The 19,276-nt window shown below is 59.0% G+C and carries 16 protein-coding genes and 1 tRNA gene; 12 read left to right on the plus strand and 5 right to left on the minus strand.

Features of this window, described 5'->3' with window-relative positions; all coding sequences use genetic code 11:
- Positions 1-190: 190 nt before the first annotated feature.
- Positions 191-343, plus strand: coding sequence for a hypothetical protein (locus tag HMPREF2996_RS12750; protein ID WP_168166664.1), 153 nt, complete (start codon positions 191-193; stop codon positions 341-343).
- 355 nt (positions 344-698) lie between these two features.
- Here the strand turns inward: HMPREF2996_RS12750 and HMPREF2996_RS01005 are convergent, their stop codons facing one another.
- From HMPREF2996_RS01005 to HMPREF2996_RS01015, 3 genes are all read right to left on the minus strand, one after another.
- A complete protein-coding gene (locus HMPREF2996_RS01005) occupies positions 699-1,373 on the minus strand; it encodes a hypothetical protein (RefSeq protein WP_070729698.1) in 675 nt (224 codons plus the stop codon).
- Positions 1,374-1,618: 245 nt separating this feature from the next.
- Positions 1,619-2,677 (minus strand): DUF3322 domain-containing protein, encoded by a 1,059-nt coding sequence (locus HMPREF2996_RS01010; protein WP_246822963.1) that lies wholly within the window; start codon positions 2,675-2,677, stop codon positions 1,619-1,621.
- Positions 2,678-2,896: 219 nt separating this feature from the next.
- On the minus strand, positions 2,897-3,241 hold the full coding sequence (locus tag HMPREF2996_RS01015; protein ID WP_070729701.1) for a helix-turn-helix domain-containing protein: 345 nt from the start codon (positions 3,239-3,241) through the stop codon (positions 2,897-2,899).
- Positions 3,242-3,786: 545 nt separating this feature from the next.
- On the opposite strand from HMPREF2996_RS01015, the gene HMPREF2996_RS01020 reads away from it, so the two are divergent.
- Positions 3,787-7,521 (plus strand): hypothetical protein, encoded by a 3,735-nt coding sequence (locus HMPREF2996_RS01020; protein WP_141757466.1) that lies wholly within the window; start codon positions 3,787-3,789, stop codon positions 7,519-7,521.
- 395 nt (positions 7,522-7,916) lie between these two features.
- Here the strand turns inward: HMPREF2996_RS01020 and HMPREF2996_RS01025 are convergent, their stop codons facing one another.
- Positions 7,917-8,459, minus strand: coding sequence for a DUF488 domain-containing protein (locus HMPREF2996_RS01025; RefSeq protein WP_070729705.1), 543 nt, complete (start codon positions 8,457-8,459; stop codon positions 7,917-7,919).
- A 524-nt stretch (positions 8,460-8,983) separates the two neighbouring features.
- On the opposite strand from HMPREF2996_RS01025, the gene HMPREF2996_RS12925 reads away from it, so the two are divergent.
- Complete coding sequence (locus HMPREF2996_RS12925; RefSeq protein WP_246822969.1) at positions 8,984-9,316, plus strand: helix-turn-helix transcriptional regulator; 333 nt, start codon at positions 8,984-8,986, stop codon at positions 9,314-9,316.
- Between the two features lie 265 nt (positions 9,317-9,581).
- Here HMPREF2996_RS12925 and HMPREF2996_RS01035 read toward each other — a convergent pair whose 3' ends face one another.
- On the minus strand, positions 9,582-10,916 hold the full coding sequence (locus HMPREF2996_RS01035; protein WP_070729706.1) for an AAA family ATPase: 1,335 nt from the start codon (positions 10,914-10,916) through the stop codon (positions 9,582-9,584).
- 152 nt (positions 10,917-11,068) lie between these two features.
- On the opposite strand from HMPREF2996_RS01035, the gene HMPREF2996_RS01040 reads away from it, so the two are divergent.
- The 9 genes from HMPREF2996_RS01040 (at position 11,069) to HMPREF2996_RS01080 (ending at position 18,957) form a co-directional block, all read left to right on the plus strand.
- Entirely contained in the window at positions 11,069-11,515 is a 447-nt protein-coding gene (locus HMPREF2996_RS01040; RefSeq protein WP_246822964.1) for a hypothetical protein, read from the plus strand.
- Positions 11,516-11,701: 186 nt separating this feature from the next.
- Positions 11,702-11,775: transfer RNA gene (locus HMPREF2996_RS01045), tRNA-Ile, on the plus strand.
- Between the two features lie 135 nt (positions 11,776-11,910).
- Positions 11,911-12,360, plus strand: a complete 450-nt coding sequence (locus HMPREF2996_RS01050; protein ID WP_070711510.1) for a Panacea domain-containing protein — start codon at positions 11,911-11,913, stop codon at positions 12,358-12,360.
- A 74-nt stretch (positions 12,361-12,434) separates the two neighbouring features.
- Entirely contained in the window at positions 12,435-12,791 is a 357-nt protein-coding gene (locus HMPREF2996_RS01055; RefSeq protein WP_083311489.1) for a hypothetical protein, read from the plus strand.
- A gap of 100 nt (positions 12,792-12,891) precedes the next feature.
- Positions 12,892-13,965, plus strand: a complete 1,074-nt coding sequence (locus tag HMPREF2996_RS01060) for a trimeric intracellular cation channel family protein (RefSeq protein WP_070447555.1) — start codon at positions 12,892-12,894, stop codon at positions 13,963-13,965.
- A 38-nt stretch (positions 13,966-14,003) separates the two neighbouring features.
- Positions 14,004-15,602, plus strand: a complete 1,599-nt coding sequence (locus HMPREF2996_RS01065; protein ID WP_083313756.1) for an ABC transporter substrate-binding protein — start codon at positions 14,004-14,006, stop codon at positions 15,600-15,602.
- A 43-nt stretch (positions 15,603-15,645) separates the two neighbouring features.
- Positions 15,646-17,217 carry a mechanosensitive ion channel family protein gene (locus HMPREF2996_RS01070; protein ID WP_070729710.1) on the plus strand — a complete coding sequence of 524 codons (1,572 nt, stop codon included), beginning with the start codon at positions 15,646-15,648 and terminating at the stop codon, positions 17,215-17,217.
- Positions 17,218-17,495: 278 nt separating this feature from the next.
- The gene (locus HMPREF2996_RS01075; protein ID WP_070643986.1) at positions 17,496-18,143 is read left to right on the plus strand and encodes an excalibur calcium-binding domain-containing protein; all 648 of its coding nucleotides are present in this window, start codon (positions 17,496-17,498) and stop codon (positions 18,141-18,143) included.
- 10 nt (positions 18,144-18,153) lie between these two features.
- On the plus strand, positions 18,154-18,957 hold the full coding sequence (locus HMPREF2996_RS01080; RefSeq protein WP_070729712.1) for a serine hydrolase domain-containing protein: 804 nt from the start codon (positions 18,154-18,156) through the stop codon (positions 18,955-18,957).
- Positions 18,958-19,276: the final 319 nt, after the last annotated feature.

A 19,276-nucleotide genomic window follows, 5' to 3' on the forward strand; every position in this document is an offset into this window, starting at 1 on the left:
TGAGGTAGGAACTAAACCCAGGACGCTTCACATGTTTTGATCCTGACAGGCGTGCCGGGCACGTGCAGCAAGTGGAGCATTGAGATGGCCTCTAGTCACTCGCACACAACTCGGTTGTCCTTAAGAAGAGTCTCACTGAAAGGTGAAAGACGCTTCAGGTGTGTGTCATGCTGGGAAAGGAGGAATTAAATTGACAAAGTCGACCGTTTCAAAACCTGACTACATTGATACTTCTGTAACTCAGGCCCAAGATATGGATGAGGAAGACCGTCGCCGCTACGTCGAGTACTTAGGACGGGAGATTGCCAATTGGTCCGCGGCTCTTAACCGCCGTCTAGCTTGACTGTTTATCCCGACGAAGGGGAAGTCTTAATCGTCGAGGAATTGGCTTGTGGGCCCTCTGCAAATCCGTGCTTCCAAACAGTTTAAAGCAAACGTCAACCGGCCTGTGGTTGTTAAATAACGCCGTATACCATCCGTGAGACTCGACTAGCCATTGGAGACTAATGAAATTCCGGTTCGCGTTGAGTATCGAAGACGGCGTCGGGGAGATGGCATTGTGCCTCTTGACTGAATTGGGCTAAATAAGGCATACTTTGAGAGAGGAGCAGCCCTACATTATGTACAGCTGCTCGACCCTCACCGAGGCTACTGGCAGGTGGGGGTCATTTATTTTTTCTCTTGGAGCTTGCGCAGGTTTAGGGTTTGCGCTTCGGTGGCACCGTCAAGATTTGGCAATGTTCTGCCAGATATTTGTTGAACCATAGTGTGCTCTGTCCGCCGTGAGTTAGCGTTCGTCGATACATATAGGCCACAAGGTCTGGTATCCAAAGGCACCTTTCGTCGGCTGGGCTAACCCATGCGGCGGGAATTCCTTGTGGAAGGACGTTTAACCTTCGTAAACGCTTTAGCGTGTTTCTATCTTTGTCGTTATCAGATTGGGAATACCGTTCCTCGAAAATGATTCCGTTGAGCGAAAGGTCTTGCTCGGTGATAGTGGTGATCAGCTTCTCGAGGCAGTCTTGGCGAGCGTGCTCAACATCGTGGTCCTGCTGAAGCGGGCGAAGACAAGAGACAGAATGGGAGTCTCCGAATTCATGACAAAGCTTGAGCATTGCCTCGACCCTTTCTTGACCTTCGCTGGTTTGCATTGATTCAGTCGTATGCCAATAGGAGGACTGCGCGACTTCGTTCAGATAGTCCCGGGTGTCGGCAAGGTGCTTGAACTTAATGGCGGTTGCGACCAGTGCGTAAAAGGAGTCGGAAAATTCCTCACCGGGGGCTACGTAGCTCTCGTCGATAAAAATAATCGTGTCTTCGGGAGAGGCTTGTTGGAAGATGCGAGATAGAGAAGGGTGGAGGCGGTGGGGCAAAAGCTATACCTCAATTCACTGTAGATAAAGTGTTCGACAATAAAGCTAGTATACCTATTGCATAGGACACTTTTTTAAGCATGAGATGCGGTGAGGGGGCAGGCTTCATGCGGGTTACAGTCCGTTGGTCGCATATTTGTTCGTTCGGGAACCTCTTAGGTCTCTCTCATTGGACAGAACTCTCGTTGAACTTGGGTACTCGCATACGCAAACGGAATCCGCTCCTGTTCAATGCGCAGCCTTCCTTAGGTGTAAAGCAAGCGGTAGGCGCGTTGCTCTTCGGTGGTGAGGTGGGCGAGGGCGGCGGAGCCGTCGCCGGGGTCGGGGACGGCGAGGTGCTGGAATTCGGTGACGGTGGCGGGGTCCATGAGTGGTGATGTGGTGTGGGGGAAGTGGGCGCGCACGGCGTTGAGGATGGCAAAGCCGGCGGCGTCAAGATCACCCCAGTAGGTGATGTCAGCTCGCTGTAGCCAGCCCAGTGCCTGGAGTTGGTGAGCAGCGGTGCCGGAGCCGAGGATGGCGACGGTGGTTGGGGAGGCGTCGGCAAGCGCGGGCAGTGCCAGGAAGGTTTGTTTGTTCTCCACGATGAGCACCCGGGGTGGGGTGTCGGGGAAGAGGGTGGCGGCGTCGGCGAGGGGGATTTCGATATCGGAGAGTGTCGGGGCGCGGTTGAGGTAGCGCAGGCGCAGGCGGGCATCACTGCGGTGCAGGCTCAAGTCCGTGATACCGAAGGGAGCAAGGAGCGTCAGGAGCAGGCGGCGGTGGTTGCCAATCCATTTGCCGTCGACGCCTTCCACCGGCACGGCGCGCTCCCATTCGCCGGAGTGGGGATTGGCGCGCAGCCAGGTCAGACACGGTCCAAGGCAGCGCAGGTCGTAGGCGCTTAAGTCCTTCCACTGGTTGTACGTGCGGCGGACGGTATGAGCGAAGTCCGGGGAGTCCGGAAAGATGGCGGCGATGTCCTGGGCGCGCTGGAGGGCCCGGTTGTAGTCGGACATCAGGCCCGCGGCGGCAGCGATACGCTCGGCGTCGGTGAGTACTACGCGTGTGGGAACGTCGCTGGTGCCAAGGCCTGCGCGGGACCAATTGCGGGATTCATAGATGACCTCGTCCTGGTTCGGCCAGCGCTGCCAGGCGCGGATGAAGTCCTTCGTGGCTTTGATATCGCGGGCGGCGGCAGTGGCTGTTGGCGGGTGCAGCGGCCAGTCAAGGTTGAGTGCAGTGGGATCTGCGAGTGCTTCGGGGAAGTGGTTGCGCAGGTACTTGGAGGCGTGTGCACGCAAGTCGTTAGGAGTCCGCATCATTAGGACCCTCGGGGGCGGGTTGTTGGGGGTCGTGGGTGGTGGAGGCGTCGATAAGCTTCTTGTCTCGCCGGCAAGGTGGCGTTGGACAATTTCCTTCTTGATTTCGAACGAGTACTGCTGCTCGCGCTGATATTCGCTCGGCAAATTTCGTGCTCTCAATGAAAAACTGCTCCCCTCTAGTCGGTAACTGATTTCTCAGTCCTACTAATGGGGAGCAGTTCACCCAGGCTGGCGGGGTTTTATTTGTGCGCATTGCTGGCCACCGCCCAGGAGCCGAGCGAGACGGTGGATCTGCTGATCACTCAGCGGGGGAGCAGCGGCGGCGATGCGGCTCACGGCCGACTCGATATCCTCAAATGTCGGCTGGCGGCCGGTGGGGCGTTTGAGGGCCTCGAGGTCAGCCCTCTCGATCTTGATGCGTTCACCGATTTTGCTGGCGCGCAGATACCCCTCGGAGATGTACTTGCGGAGGGTGGAGTAGCCGCCGAAACCTTCGGCCACCGCATCCTGCAGGGTGAGAAGTGTTTTCTCGTCTTCTAGTGACGGTAAGGCGAATGCGCCCATGGAAACTCCCGGTAGCGTTTCTCCTTCCGTCAAGAAGGCGCTACCGGAGCCAATCGGCGCTCCGGCCCGGGGTCCATCCCCTCAGGCGTGTTCGGCGAGCCCGTTCCGTCGCGCGGGCCAGTGGCGACCATTGTCGCCAGACGTCCAATCCAATGACGCCCCAGGCAATTACTCCCGTCATGCTGTAGATGAAGGATAGTCACACCAGCACAACGTGACGCCAGAATAACACGGATGAGCGGCCCAGAGCGTGACTGAGCGCTGTGAAGTTATAGTTATGTGAAACGTGGTGGTCCAGTTCAACATATAGTGCTCTTCCGTAATTAGTCTTCTGATATTGATCAATTTGGGGCTGCACGTTTAGGTATAAGGTATCGTTTATCCATTAAACTCTCTAAAGCTGGACCTGGAGCGACCTAGTTTATGGGGAGTAACTTGCGCGACTGGAGGTGTATCCCGTGAGGACTAGAGCAGGCTACATTGACCGAAGTAAGCTGAAGAACTGGGCCGATACTCGTAATTCGGAGTCTGAACTCCCGCGTCTGGTGCGTCGTCTCATCCTTGAAACGACACCGGGGTTGGTCCAGCTAGGGATGCCCGCAGGCGACGGTGTGGCAGCAGGGGATTGGGACGGTTCTGTTCGGGCAACCGAAGCGACGGCTTGGGTTCCAGATGGTTTGTCGGTATGGGAGCTGTCGGTTAATTCCAGCCCTAACAAGAAGGCCGATGAGGACTATTCTAAGCGAACAGACACTCCAGACGGCACACGGACCGCTGAATGCACCTATATCGAAGTGATCCTGCGTACTTGGACGGCACGGGACAAATGGGCTAAAAATAAGCGAAACGACCAGGTCTGGAGAGACGTCAAGGCTTTCGGGCTTGATGATATCGAGACTTGGCTTGAGGCCGCCCCAATTACATGGGCGTGGCTGTCGGAAGAACTGGGGCTTTCTCCATACGGACTTCGCACCGGTCTGACCTGGTGGCGAGATTGGGCAGCACAAACGAATCCAACATTGATACCGAAAGTTGTGCTCGCCGGTCGAACTGACACTGCCAAGGATCTCGAAGACCGGCTTGGTTCATCCGGCTCCGTCACTACGATTGCTGGCGCCTCGATGGAGGAAGTATGCGCCTTCATCGCTGCGATCGCCGTCAACCTTGATGACCAGGGCAGCGGCCAGATGCTCGCACGGCTCGCATTCGTCGACGACATATCCACATGGAGGCAGTTGACAACCTCGTCCCAACCGCTTGTCTTGGTCCCTCGCACGCCCGAGTTGGCAAGCGAGATCCCTGCAGGTACTGTGCACAACTTTTGTGTGCCGGTTGTCTCCAACGAAGGTGCCGACGTCACACTTCCAGCGTTGGATGCTGCTGAGGCAGCAGTCGCGCTGACGAGCGCCGGAGTCACAGATAGCGATAGGGCCGAAGAGCTCGGTAGGCTCGCACGGCGAAGCTTGACCGGTCTGCGGCGAAACTTGGCTGTAAAGGCCGTCCTGCATCGACCGACCTGGGCTGATGTGAGTCCGTCTCGAAACTTCCGATCAATCCTGTTGGCTGGCTCCTGGGGAGACACTGCAGAAGGGGATCGTTCGATCCTCGAGGCGCTCACGGGAACTGACTACGAGTCGTTTAGAGAGGCGATCACAGGAATAGCCGACAACCCTACCGATCCTCTGGTAATCCGCACTGGCGAAGCTTGGCATCTTGTCTCACCGGTGGATGCTTGGATGCTGTTGGTGCCGAAGCTGACTCACGATGACATGAAGCGGTTCGAGACCATCGTCGAGAGGGTCTTCGCAGAGGACGATCCGGCCCTCGACCTACCGTGGGATCAACGGTGGAGAGCATCGATTGATGGAAAAACCCGTCGCTACTCCGGTGACCTCCGTCGCGGCCTCGCTCAGTCGCTCGCTCTATTGGGAATGTACGGCCAAACTGTCGTCTTGTCGGGTGGAGTATCAGGGTCAGACTTCGCAAACTATCTGGTTGGGAAGCTACTCGAATGGGCGTCGACAGATGATACCGGGCGAGCGTGGCAATCACTAGCTGACATCTTGCCCCTCCTCGCTGAGGCCGGGCCGGACGCCTTCCTCGATGCGGTCAGTGCAGCAACAGCAGGCGATTCCCCTCTATTGGCCACCATGTTCCAGGACAACGCCGACGAATCGGGAATCTTCTCGGGCGGAACTCCCCACAGCAATCTGCTGTGGGCGCTCGAGTGCGTGTCCTGGTCCTCTGATCATTTCGGACGTGCTGTCGATCTCCTGGCACGCCTTGACGAGATCGATCCGGGTGGTCGGCTGGCTAACCGTCCCGCGGCCTCTTTGGCTGCAATATTCCGCCCGTGGCATCCAGATAGCTCTGTCGATCCTGACCGGCGGCTTATTGTCCTCGACACGTTGCGCCGAAGACGCCCTGGCGTTGCTTGGAAGTTGGAGTGCAGCATGCTTCCTGAGGGGCACGGGACACATTTCCCGATTAGTACACCTGCGTTCCGAACTTGGAGGCCGGACAAACTATCTGTGACATACGGCGAATTCTGGAAGATGACGACCGCCGCGGTAGAGCGTTGCATCGAAGATGCTGGTCAGGATGCGCAGCGCTGGTCAACGATCCTTTCTCACACGGCAGAGTTACCATCAGCAGACCGAGCACGAGTGGTGGATGCTCTCGAATCGATGGCCGACCAGCCGCAGTTTACGGCTGACTTTCGAGAAGCGGTGTGGCGAACCCTGGCGGACCTCATCGGCCGTCATCGCAGGTTTCCGGATGCTGCCTGGACACTTTCCGACGAGGAACTCGGCAAGCTCGACGCACTGGCAGCGCGCTACCAGCCGAGGTCTGCGTATGTCCGACTGATCAGACTCTTTCAATCATGGACTCCGTATATCGGCGCTCACAAAAAAGATGATTATGAAGCCTTTGAACGTGAGCTCGGGCGCCGACGCGTCCAAGCCGTAGAAAAGATCGAGGCCGAGGGCGGTTTTGACGCCATCACGAGGCTGGCACGAGACGCGTCGATGCCGGAGGCCGTTGGTATCGCCTTGGCGAAAATCGGCTCGTCGCACGATGATGAGTTGCTCGGTTGGTTGACGTCTGCCGACCAGGATCTCGCCAGCACCGCGATGTCGTATTTCTCGACTCGCTATTCCCTAGAAGGTTTCGCTCTGATCACAGACTTCCTTGAACAGAGCGATCTTACGGTCGATCAACGTGTTCGACTCCTGCTTGTCGCGCGCGACAACCTCGCGGAGGTATGGGCTCTGGTTGGTATGGACCCGGATCTTGAGGCCCGGTACTGGAGGGCATTCCAGACAATCGGCTTGGGGCAAGACATTGACAAGATCGACGAGATTGCTGAGCACTTGATCCAAGTTGACCGCCACGCCGACGTTGTACATCTCATGAGCATGTACACCCGCATCGAAAAGGACGGTCCGCGTCCCCAGGTAGCGAAACTCATTGTGCGAGCACTGGAAGGGCTCCTGGCAGATCAAACTCCATCTGCCGCTGCTCGTGATCTATCGTCCTATGATTTTCAGCGGCTCTTCGCCTACCTCGAAGCTATGCGCGAGCACCTTGAGCCTGGCTGCCTTGTTCGACTGCAGTGGTCGTACCTTCCGGCGCTCGGCTATGACGCGAGAGTCCCAGCGCTATCCGAAAGCTTAGCTGCCGACCCTGCAAAATTCGTCGAGATCGTGTGCACTGTTTACCGTGCCCGGCCGAGTGGTGAGGACGAAGAAGGCGCCGAGGACCCGACTGGCGAAGAACAACACGACGTTTCCCTGGCAACCAATGCGTACCGCTTACTCAATCTATGGGACACACCGCCCGGCCTCGTCGATGGCGTCATGAATGCCGAGGTGCTTCGAGCCTGGCTTGATCGAGCTATGGAGCTCCTGGCTGAACGAGGCCGGACCGAGGTCGGCCTGCAGCAGATTGGCCAGGTTCTCGGCCATACCCCACCAGACGATGACGGCACCTGGCCGGGCAACGTCGTGCGGGATCTCATTGAAGAAGTGCAGCTTGATCACATTGAGACCGGCTTCTACCTCTATATCCTTAATAGTCGTGGAGTTACTAGTCGCGGCTTGGAAGACGGTGGCGAGCAGGAACTCAGGCTTGCTGCGGACTATCGAGTCAAGGCCCAAGCATTCGCCGACATCGCGCCTCGAGTGGCTGGTTTGTTTAGGAAAATCGCTGTCTCGTACGAATACGAAGCGCGACGGAACGAGGAGGACGCAGAACGTTTCCGGCGCGGGCTGCACTGAGCGGCATAAATCGCGTCACACAGCGAGTTTGCAGGCCACTGTGAGCTGGAGTGTGTATGCACATCGCTCGAGACGTTATAAGGATATGGAATGTGGTGGACTTCAAGTTCAACGTCTAGGGCCGCGGCAAGTCGGTAGCACGTTTTTCGATTCGACGCTTTGGGGCACTACCGGGGCTACCGGTGGTCTTCTTAGATTGAGCGGTTCAGATTTCCTAACCTAAAGCTCGTTTGAGCGTGCTATCCGCTGGTGTGCCTCCGATGCTACTGCTCATAAGGTGGTGGGCGCTCCATGAATACAAGGCGTAGGTCGCGCCTGAGGTCAGGCCGAGGAGGATGCCGTGGCTGACTGAGTCGTAGTCCGAGTTTCTGCACCTCTGGCGTCTGGTGTACGCGCTAGCCCTGCTCGGGGTAGCGCACGAGGAGATCGTTGCCGATGACTGCGCCGTCGTTGAGCGTTGCCTCGCTCACCTTCGCCCCGGCTGCACCCAGGCCCATAATGTGGCCAACCTCGTCACCGTGGGCGATGAAGTGGGTGGCGATGATACGCCGGTGGCAGCGCCACCACATCCCCTCTGCGCACATGATCGCGGTGGGGGTTTCGGCGGCGTTCGCCCGTAGCTGCGAGATCGCGTCCGAGAATTCCTCGCCCAGCGCATGGTCGGCGTAATTGTGGAAGCTGCGGTTACGCCAGTTGCCGTTAACCTCAAACGGAACCGAGTGGGACACGTTGCGCCGCCCGGTGAGGCCCTCGCTTCTGCTGTAAGTGATGCCACATGTGGGAAGGTGTGCGGCAAGGTGGTCGCCGTTGAACCACGGGTACTTCCTGGACCCGGGCAGCTTGCGCACATCCACGATGGATGCCACACCGGCAGCCTTGATCATTTCAGCGAAGTCCTCGAACTCGAGGTTGGAGTGGCCCACGGTGAAAATGCGCATGTCGCCAATGCTACGCGCCAAGCGGCTACACCCACATCGGCGTCCAGGTATCGTGCACCGGCAGGTACTCGGACCGGTAGAACGCGGGGGTAGCAGGGAGGACGTTTAGTGCATTCGCGCCCGCCTTTGTGCGGCATCAATCCTATTTACGGCCGAGCGTTCCGCACGGACCGTTCGGTAAAGTTTCAACGGACTATCTGGGCGGTATCGGAAGCCTGAATTAACCGTATGTGGGGCGAATCCCATGTATGTCTTGATGAAGGACGCTGCTGCACGATGAGCGGGGGCTGAGGCTGCCTGGTACGCACTCTATCTTTGCCGCACATAGCCGGGGGTGGTGGTTTTAGCTGCTATTCACGAATGAGAAGGTTTCTTTGCACCGATACGCCGTCGAGTTCAGGCTTAACGTGTGATCCGACTTCGGTCACCGAGCGTGCGCTCCGAGACGAGAAAACCGTGTAGCGTGAGCTGAATCCCAGTTGCAAGGATAAGGGGAGGATTGTTGACTGCCACTGAGGTAAATGGTGACTGAGAAGCTTTACGTGCCGATTCACCCTGGCGAGGTCCTGACGGAGGACTTCATTGAGGGCCTCGGCATCGCGCAATACAAGTTCGCTGAGTCTATCGGTGTTCCCCCGTGGCGGATCAACGAAATAGTGCATGGCAAGCGCGCCAACGCTGCCCTGCATCTTGGGTGCTCATCGAGAATGCATGCCAACGTTGATGACGTTGCCTTATCCGTCGCGGTAAGAGAAGCGCGTGACGCCCCACTCTTCGGTTGTGAGAGGGTGCACGATTTCACGACCTGTCTCGACAGCGCGACAGTAGGCGGCTTCGACATCATCGATGAAGATTGAAGCATCGGGATTCTCGCAGGCTGTGGCATCTCTCGTGAGGAGATTCAGCTGACAGCCTCTGGAATCGGCGAGTGTGACGATCCAGCCGTGATCCATCACCACCTCGAGACCGAGGACCGCAGCGTGTTCGTCGACGCTTCTGCGGAGATCTGCCACTGTGAGGTTGGGGACGATGCGTTCGATGTTCATGCAGTCATGCTTCCCGCTGAAGGCGCGCCAGTCAAGAGGTTATTCGACTACAGAACGTGGTCAAGCGCCCGCCCTTTTATGCGTGGTTCCTCACGAGCTCCTTGAGTGCATTGAGAGCCTCGCGGGAGACGGTGCCGTAGCGCTCGCGCAGGAATCGGTGGGTGGCGTCGGGGTTGTCCAGGGAGGCGGAAGTGTTGCTGAGGTTGTGCAGTTCTGATTCGCCGGCGGCGGTCTTCTCCACGGACCAGAAGCTTTCCGGGCGCAGGCCCAGCTCGCCGGCGCGTTCAAGGGCGCTGAATGCGTGGGAGGCAAAGATGAGCTGCGCGCCGTTGACGTTGATTCTGGGCTCGCGGAAGGCGTGGATGATGAAGTCGAGGAGCGCTGGGCGCAGGGCGGAATCCAGCTCATCGGCAACCAAGATCCCGCCGCGGCGCAGGGTGTCCAGGACTAGGGGAGCGGTGGCCATCCAGTTCTGCGTGCCACCGGATTCATCGGTCAGCTTCAGCGAGTAGTAGGAGTCACCAACTTTGTGCTCCACGATGATGGCGTGCAGCAGGGATTCAATCTCCGCATCGGAGTAGGCGTTGAACTCGTCGGGGCGGCGGAGCCGGGCGTTGCTGCGGCTGAGCGCGTCGATGACCGGGCGCATCTGGCGGAAGACGTGCTCCGGGATGCGGTCCTGGTTGAGGCGTACGGAGTGGATTCCGGCATCGGCCGCGCGAAGTAGGGCGGCAGCTTCATGCAGGTGCAGCTTGCCGGTGCGGATGAGGCTGGTGATGCGGGAGGCAGTGCTCATCGCGGTATGCCCGTGCGGAAGGTAGGCCACGTCGTGCACCAATGCGCGGGCCAGCGGGGCGAGGACGGGGTGCCCATCGCGCAGGCCGGCCGAGAGGATCAGCTCGGTGTCTGTCACGGGGCCGAGCTTGGCCACATCCCCCTTATCCATAAAGGAGCGCGTCCACTGCACCTCCTCACCGCGGGTGCGCACGAAACAGGGGCTCCACCTGGTTGATGGCACGCGGCTGAGCCACTCGGCATGCACGCCGGTGAAACTCCACTGGAAGCCGTAGAGATAGCGCACACCATCGAGTTCGAACTCCAGCTCAAAAGTGCTGGGCAAGCGCTGCGTGCGGGGGTTGAGGCGGTAAGGGGCGTGGGGGAGTTGGTTGGGTGGGGCGTCGGCAAGCCAGGCGGTGGCAGAGGACTCGATGGCAAGCAGTGCGAAGGCGAGGGCGTTGAGGACGCTGCTCTTTCCGGATGCAGTGGGGCCGATAAGGACGGTGATGGGGTCGCTGACCTGCTCCCAACCTTCCTTCGGCGCGGTGGAGTGCTGCCAATGGTGGTACAGCGAAAGCGTCTGCGTGGCGCGGATGCTGCGGAAGTTGGACACGCTAAAGGAAAGGAGCCTCATGGTCGCGACACTACAGGCTCACGCATGCCGGATCATAGACGGCTGTTTTAGAACCGGGTGCGTGCCCGCATCCGGATTTCGGACTCATCTTAGTGGCGGCTGGTAGCGTCTGTTTACATACCGCAACTAGCAACCACAGGAGGCCATATCCTATGGACGGGGATACCACTGGGCTGCTCGTATGCGTCGGTTTAGTGCTGGTCATGGTGGCCTACTGGACCTTTTATATACGGTACGTGCGGAGGAATCCCCAATCAGAAGAGTGGTACGACTCAGCCGATGCAACAGGCGCGGAAAGCGATGGCGTCCTCTTCATTTATCCTTATGGCACACTCATTATGGGCGCGGCCGGTGTCACAGGGTTGTTGGCAAGTGCGAACCTTCCCGAGTCCGTCGAAACGGTGCTGATTGTTCCGCTCGTGGCGGCTTTTGTCATCGGGGTTATTGGGTTTACGGATGGGGATTCCGCTTCCGTGGTCTTTTGTTCCGCGTTGGGTCGTGGACATCCGCACAGCAAAGCGCGCGCGACGCCGCGCGCGCAGGCAAGCCAGAAGGATGAAAAAGGAGGAATAAGCCTGGCAGCTTACCCAGCGTCCTAGAACCCAGCCCGACTAAAAAGTGAGCAGAAGCGTGCCTTGGCTCCTCCCTGGCGGTGAAAGGGCGGAAGAGTGCTGTCGAAGTTCAGACAGCGATTTCAGGGGCCTAAATTGTCGTTTTCTGGGCCCGCCGATTAATGTTGCTGGGAGCGGATTCGCTGTGTGCGCAAAAGCATGCAGGGAATACGCGGGGCTATAGCTCAGTCGGTTAGAGCTACGGACTCATAATCCGTTGGTCCCGGGTTCGAGCCCCGGTGGCCCCACAATTCGAAGCTTCCATTGCTCATTCCTTTTATGCTGTCCTTTTTTGGGGTGCGTTGTACGTCGTTTCGAACGTTGGGATGGTGCCGTGTCTCGGGCCTGTTGTACTCTTGGCAGGAACTGGAAGGAGGGCAGACATGGAACAATATACGGCGCGGCAAATAGCTGAATGGTTCGTGGCGTGGGCTGATGAAACTGACGATGCAGAAATTACGCAGCTCAAGCTTCAAAAGCTTCTTTACTACGCCAAGGGGCTGCATATGCGCAATTCTGATGGTCTGCCGCTTTTTCCTGAACGAATGGAAGCATGGGCACATGGCCCAGTAGTCGTAGATGTCTACCATGACGTTAAGCACTACGGAAAGCTTCCCATCGACCCCGATGAGTTCATCTCGGATGATTTCAACTGGGATGATTACCGCGACGTTGAGCAGGATTTGATTGAAGTGTGGGACAAATATGGTCCTTATTCCGCATGGGCATTGCGGAATAAAACCCACACCGAATCTCCTTGGAAGAAGAACTTCGTCGAAGGCAAACGCGGGTTGGAAATAACGGATGCCGATCTGAAGAACTATTTCTGCTAGCTGTGAGCAAGAAAAGTAAACGACGGGGGAGTAGGCCAACCAGAGGGGTGAGGAGCGCCCCAGCCTCAAGCGTCGTGGATGCTCTTCGTAGCTCGCGGGCTGACTATCCGCTCCTGTCAACGCGATTCCTGCAGAAGGGGTGGGGATTCGAAGAACTAGATGATTCGATGCGCGCAGAGTTTCTAGAAAAATGGCACAAACGGTCAGTGCTTTCATGGAAAGAGCTGGCACAGCATCCCAAGCACGGACTCGGCTCAGAGTTTATTCCGGCAAGCGCGATTATTCCTCAGATTCCTCGGCAGTTTCAGGATGTCGAGAGATTCCGGGTTTACCGCCATAAAGGGAATCTCCCTTTTGCGGGCTGGAAAGACGGGGAAGTGTTTTACGTCATTTGGATTGAGAAAGCCTACAACGAGCTCTACGAGCATTAGCTCCTTTTCTAAGCCTTCGTGGCCTGCCAGCCAGGCGGAGCATTCCAAGGAATAGCTCCTTAATGCGAGAATCCGCTCGCTACCCGTTACGATGACCACTATGAGCGTTGTCGAGATGGACCCATTGATCGAGTCGCTGTACTACTGGTCCGACATCATTGGTGTCCTCCTCATGGGCATGATTGGCGGAACGATGGCGCGGCAGCGCGGCTATGACATCGTGGGCTTCTTCTTCATCGCGATGTTCTCTTCCCTCGGCGGCGGCATGATCCGTGACGTGCTCATCAACCGCGGAACCGTCGCCGCGATGAGCCAGCCGGAGTACCTCTACCTGGCGTTTACCGGAGCCATCATCGCCCGCTTCGTCTACTTCAAGGGCAAGACGTGGGACTATGTGCAATCCCATGGGGATGCGGTGGTCTCGGCGCTGTGGGCGTCGACAGGCGCGCTCAAGGCCATTGCCTATGGCCTGCCGCTGATTCCCTGCATCATGATGGGCGTGTTCACGGCCACGGGCGGATCCATGATTCGTGATATCGCCATGGGCCGCGAGCCGGCCGTCTTCGGGGATAACACCCCCACCGTGATCCCGGCGGTGGCCTGCGCCTTGGTGGTCCTTGGCGCGGACTCGGCCGGCTACCTGGCCTGGGGAATCATCCTGGGGCCGGTCGTCTCCTTCGTGATGACGATGCTGGGTATTTGGGCCGGGTGGCGCGTACCTGCCCGCCAAGAGTGGGCGCCGGTTAATGACACCGCAGCCTACGTCATGGTGATGGCGCGTAAGGCGGAGAGTAAGGGTAGGGCCGTGGGGCGTCGCCTAGAGCCCACGAAGCTGCGCTCCTGGCGCCACAACCAAATGGAAAAGGCACTGCAACGCCGTATTGAGCGCGAGGTACGAGCCGGCAAGCGGCGCGCGGAAGCGGCTCTCGATGCTAACGAATTCCTCGATTCTTTCAATGAGGAAGTCGCGGAGATGTCAGAGATGATTGAGCCTGCCACTGCGGAGACAGAAACCTCCGACTTCGGCGTGGACTTAAGCGGTGACTCCTATGAAACTCCGAGCGCCGATGAGCCCTCACCGCGCGAGCTTCTGGATCGCATTTTGGCTGATGATCAGCTCACCGATGAACTGGTGGAAAGGCTCATGCGTCGCTATGAAAAGCGGGATGATTAGATGCTTTAAAGTATGGGTGAAAGTGAGGTGATGAGCGCGTGACGTCGAGGCGTTCTTTTCTGGGTCTGCTGGGGATGCTGGCAGTGTCGGGGGCAGTGGCACCCGCGGTGGTGGGCTGTGCTTCGCAGCCTGGCAGCGTTGATACCTCAGGCTTAGACCTCATCACCACTGATATTTCAGAGCCGCAGCGCTCCCTCATCCCGGCTGATTCCAACGATGTGCCGGGACAGACCATCATCAACCTGGTGTATTCGGGATTAATGTATCTGGATGAAGACGGTGGCACCCACTATGACATGGCGGAATCCATCACCCAGGTCGATGACACCACCTATGATGTGGTGATTCGTGAGGACGCGGTGTTCTCCGATGGCTCGAACGTTACTGCTGAGGACTTCGTCGATACGTGGAATACCGCGGTAAACCAGTCGCTGCTGTCTGCGCACCATTTTGAACCGATCCTAGGTTTCCACGAGGGCGGCAAGGCTATGCGTGGCCTGACGGTCACGGGGCAGAAGTCCTTCCGCATTCAGCTCTCACGTCCCACGGCGGGATTCCTGGAGAGGCTGGGCTATTCGGTCTTTTTCCCCATGCGTTCCGAAGACCAAGATAAGTTGAGCGAGCGCGGAATGGAACCCATCGGCAGCGGACCTTACATGCTGGCCTCCTGGGAGCGTGAGAAGGCAATAACCCTCGTGCCGAACCCGCGCTATAACGGTCCGCGCAAGCCACAAAACGAGGGAATCACGTTCGTTGTCTACTCCTCGGAAGAGAAGGCCTATCAGGATCTCGTCGAAGGCCGGTTGGACGTGCTCACGCGCATCCCGTCGGAGAGACTCGGCAGCTTCGAAAAGGACCTGGGTGAGCGTGCGCTGACTAAGCCAGGTGGCTCCATCATGGAAATCACCATCCCCGCCAATGACGCGAATTTCCGCGGTGAGGCTGGGCGCCTGCGACGCCGCGCTATGTCCATGGCGGTGGACCGCGAAAAAATTGCTCAAGAAGTCTTCCACGACATGGTGCTTCCAGCCACCAGCTTCGTCGCGCCGCTCTTTGGCACTACCCCGCCCGCTCCAGAGGGGGCCGACGTGCTGACCTACCAGCCGGACAAGGCCCGCGAGTTGTGGGAAGAAGCAGAAAAGCTGGAGCCCTTCGAGGGCACATTCAGCATTGGCTATAACGTCGATGGCGGCCACAAGACGTGGATTGACGCGGTGGCGAAACAGCTGACGGATACCCTCGGCGTTCCCTCGGAGGGCCAAGAGTTTGGGACTTTGAAGGACCTGCGCAAAGAGGTTACTGCCCGCCACATCACCGGGGCCTTCCGCACGATCTGGCAGGCGGAGTTTCCAGAGGAATCGACCTTCTTGGTTCCCTTGTATGCCTCCTACTCCTCAGAGAACGAGTCCGGCTTTAGCAGCCGTGAATACGATAAGTTGCTGGAAAAGGCAGGTAAGGCACAAGACCACGAGGAAGCCCAGAAGTACTACACCGAAGCGCAGAGCTTGCTGCTGGAAAAGATGCCGGCCATCCCGCTGTGGACGACAAAGTCCTATACCGCTTACGGCGCAGATATCGTCCCCGCCGGCTTCACGTGGAAGCCCACCCCGAATTACTATCTCATCCACCGCGCTTAAAGTTCCAAGGGTTCTGTCAGGCTGAAAGAGTAATCTCGGCGAAATGCTGAAGTACTACATGTTCGCCATCTGGCAGGCCATCGTGGACCATGGTTTGCCGCTGTTGGGAATGCTTCTGTTGGGCATTCTCATCCCGCGTATCGGCCGGCTGGCCGTGCGGGTGATTGAGTCCCGTTTGGATGAGAACCAAGAATCCACCAAAGCGCGCCTAGCACTCGCCGGGGCGCTGGTCTATGTGGCGCAGGCGGTGGTGTATTTCCTGCTCGTGCTGGCTGCGCTGTCCAATCTTGGGGTGCCACCCCTCGGCGCGGCGATTCCGGCGACCGTCGTCTCGGCTGCCGTCGGTTTCGGTGCGCAGTCCATCATCGGTGATTTCCTCGCGGGTTTCTTCATCCTGTCGGAAAAGCAGTTCGGTGTGGGGGATTACGTCAGCTTCGACGGCGTGACGGGTGTGGAGGGCACCGTGGTATCGCTGACTCTGCGTACGACGACGGTGCGCACGCCCACCGGTGAAGTCGTCATGGTGCCCAATGGTTCTGCCGGCGTGGTCACGAACTTCTCCCAAGAGTGGTCCCGTGCGGTGGTGGATATTGCCATCCCGGTTCATGAGGGCGATTCCTTGCCGGAGATCACCGAGCAGGTGGAAAAGATTTCTCAGCACGCCCTCGGTGCCCCGGAAATCCGCGAGGATGTAGCTGGCGAGCTCGACGTCCTGCCCGCTACCGGGCTTACCGCACCCACTGCGGCTGGCCAGCCCTGGCAGGTACAGTATCGCGTCTTGGTGCAGGTAAACCCCGCCCGCCAGTGGGCGGTGGAGCGCGCTATTCGCTCAGCCCTGCTGTCCTCCTTCTGGGATCTCTACAAGCTGCCCACGGCGGAGGGCTTGCCGGGCGATGCCCCGCAGGTGCTTGACGATGCCTCCGATACCACCACCCCCACCACCGTCATGCCGGCGGCAGATACTGCTGAGCTCTCGCAGCACAGCGCGACGTCGGATAGCGCGGCTGAGGCGCAGACGGAGGTCATCGCTACGGACACTGTGGCGGATGCCGCCGAGGAGCCTCAGGAGAACATGGATGACGGCCCAGGCCGTCCGGCGTTCTCCGATGAATCCAACGACGAGGAAGAGGACGACTACAAGGGCGGCATCTGGCGCGCCGATAAGCCGGAGACTAAGTGGCAGTATTTCTGGACGCTGGGCGGGCGCGTGCGCGCCTCCACTATGGGACTCTTCGCCTCGCTCGGCGTGGTGGGCCTGCTGCTCCTTTTCTCTGCCAACCCGGATGGGGTGGATGCCGGATGGCTTTCGCCTTCGCGCTGGATGGGGGACTCAGAAGCAGCTTCTGAGTCCGCGGAACCGTCTGAGCCTTCGGCCGCACCGAATAGCACGCCGCAGGATGCCCCGGCTACTGAGCCCACGGGCCAAGAACCGACGGATGCAGGCCAGCCGGCGACGCCGACTGATAGCGCCCCGGACGGCGAGGCCACGTATGTCCCGGCGGATCCGCAGGCCCCCGCAACGCAGACCCCAGCGGAGCAATACTCCGAAACAGCTGCACCAACAGCTAATGAGCAGCCCACCGTGAACGCCACGGAGCCTTCCAGCGCGATGTAGGTCCTGTAGAAAGCCCAACAGGGTTGGAAGAGCGTCGCCGAGAGACAGCAACACCGTACAGCACTCAGGGGGCAGCACCGAGAGGTGCTGCCGGGAAACGCTTGGAGAGGCCGCACCAGAGATATGAGTGATAGGGAAGTGCAGCGGCGCAATGCGCTACACCTTATGTATCGCCAAGGCGGGGTCATTCGTTAACGAAGCGTGTGTCGGGGGCAATCCAGCCCCAGCTCATTGCGTAATTTCCTGTGGGGAAGAACAACGGGCTATAACTTATCTTTATGACTAAGTTCTCTCGTGCGGTTCTCGCCGCCTCTGTCTCTGTTTCTCTTTGTTTATCCGCTGTTGTTCCTGCTCAGGCGGAGACTGCTGGTCAGGGAGTCGAGGCTCCTGCCGCTGACTCCTCCGCCGCTGATACTGGTGCAGATTGGTCCTCCGAGCAGGACGCTGCATCCTCCATCCAGGATGCTGAGTCCTCTGAGCAGAGCTCTGATTCTTCCAGCGAGGAAGATGATGCTGAGTTCCAGCAGTCCTCCCAGGGGGAGAAGATTGCTCTTGGCGTGGGCATTTCCGCAGCCATTCTCGCGGCAATTGCTGGCGGCGTCTACTGGGCCGTGCAGCAGCGCATCATCCCGAATCCGCTTCCAGGTCTGATTCCTTCGCCGCCGGCCCCTGCGCCGGCCCCGGCTCCCGCACCAGCGCCTGCTCCGGCACCACAGCCAGCTCCCGCGCCCGCACCAGCTCCTGCTCCGAAGCCTGCGGCCAAGCCCGCTCCCGCCCCGGCACCGAAGCCGGCTCCGGCATACTTCACTCGTTGTGCTGATGTGTGGAACGCGCTCGGCCGCCCGATCTATGCGGGTGAGCCGGGTTTCCGCTCCAAGTTCGACCGCGATGGTGATGGCGTAGGCTGCGAGCGCGATCCTCGTTAAGCTGGAGCGCATGAGCGCTTTTTCTTCTCTTGAGTCCTGGCCAGTCGATACCGTTGCTGCCGCCCTGCTGCACCGCGGCGAGGTGGTAGAGCAGCTGGGAGATACCTCCCGCCGCTTCCCGGTGGCGTCTGTGACCAAGTTGGTGGCCGCCTATGGGGTGATGGTGGCCGTCGAAGAAGGGGCGGTGGAGCTGGATCAGCCTGCAGGCCCTGACGGCTCCACGCTGCGCCATCTTTTGGCCCATGCCTCGGGGGTGGGCTTTGATACTCGTGAGCAACAAAAACCAGTCGGCGAGCGCCGCATCTACTCCTCAGCCGGCTATGAGTGGGCCGCCGAGGAAGTGGAAAAGGCCACCGATATTCCCTTTGCTGAATACCTTGCTGAAGGCGTGTGTGCCCCGCTCGGCATGCAGGCGACGATCCTGGAAGGTTCGGCCGGGCACGGCTTGGTTTCTAGCGTGGAGGACCTTGCTGCTTTTGCTGCCGAGGTACATTCGCCCAGCCTGCTTGATCCTTCGACGGTGGAGGAAATGCGCAGCGCTCAGTTCCCTGGGCTGCGCGGCATTGTTCCCGGCTATGGCAGCTTCAAAGACTGTACGTGGGGGCTGGGTTTTGAAATCCACGGCGAGAAGAAGCAATGGATGGGTGGCTTGCCGGCTGATACCGTGGGGCACTTTGGCATGAGCGGAACCTACCTGTGGGTGGCGGGTGATTGGGCCATGGTGGCGCTCACGGACCGTGACTTTGGTGAGTGGTGTAAGCCGCTATGGGCTGAGGCCAACACGGCCATCTGGGAGGAGTGCCAGGCGCGCTAGGCACGGTTCTGCGAAGACTCCCGCATGTCGTCGCGGTGCCCTTCGGTGCGCCGCGACGGGGGTAGTGGGAGGGCTGTGGCGACAACGCGCGCATGGTGCGCGCGTTAACTTGTGTGGTTCAAGTGATTCGTGGGGCGAATTTCGGGGTAGAAGTCTCAAGTCTTTGTTGAGGCTATGGGGGCTTAAGTGCAGGTTGAGGGTTGTTGTGGCCCAAGTGGCAGGGGAAAATTGTGGTCACACAACGACGCACCGCGTGGCCACATACTGCGGCCACACCAGGCGGTGTTCGCGCCTCGGCGCGAGTGACGTGATGAAGACA

The sequence above is a fragment of the Corynebacterium sp. HMSC066C02 genome (genome assembly GCF_001814945.1).
GTDB lineage: Bacteria > Actinomycetota > Actinomycetes > Mycobacteriales > Mycobacteriaceae > Corynebacterium > Corynebacterium aurimucosum.

Coding starts and splice junctions, on each gene's coding strand:
- HMPREF2996_RS01010 (WP_246822963.1), bottom strand. CDS start 2,677: ATGATGCGGACTCCTAACGACTTGCGTGCACACGCCTCCAAGTACCTG.
- HMPREF2996_RS01015 (WP_070729701.1), bottom strand. CDS start 3,241: ATGGGCGCATTCGCCTTACCGTCACTAGAAGACGAGAAAACACTTCTC.
- HMPREF2996_RS01025 (WP_070729705.1), bottom strand. CDS start 8,459: ATGCGCATTTTCACCGTGGGCCACTCCAACCTCGAGTTCGAGGACTTC.
- HMPREF2996_RS01035 (WP_070729706.1), bottom strand. CDS start 10,916: ATGAGGCTCCTTTCCTTTAGCGTGTCCAACTTCCGCAGCATCCGCGCC.
- HMPREF2996_RS01040 (WP_246822964.1), top strand. CDS start 11,069: ATGGACGGGGATACCACTGGGCTGCTCGTATGCGTCGGTTTAGTGCTG.
- HMPREF2996_RS01050 (WP_070711510.1), top strand. CDS start 11,911: ATGGAACAATATACGGCGCGGCAAATAGCTGAATGGTTCGTGGCGTGG.
- HMPREF2996_RS01060 (WP_070447555.1), top strand. CDS start 12,892: ATGAGCGTTGTCGAGATGGACCCATTGATCGAGTCGCTGTACTACTGG.
- HMPREF2996_RS01070 (WP_070729710.1), top strand. CDS start 15,646: ATGCTGAAGTACTACATGTTCGCCATCTGGCAGGCCATCGTGGACCAT.
- HMPREF2996_RS01075 (WP_070643986.1), top strand. CDS start 17,496: ATGACTAAGTTCTCTCGTGCGGTTCTCGCCGCCTCTGTCTCTGTTTCT.
- HMPREF2996_RS01080 (WP_070729712.1), top strand. CDS start 18,154: ATGAGCGCTTTTTCTTCTCTTGAGTCCTGGCCAGTCGATACCGTTGCT.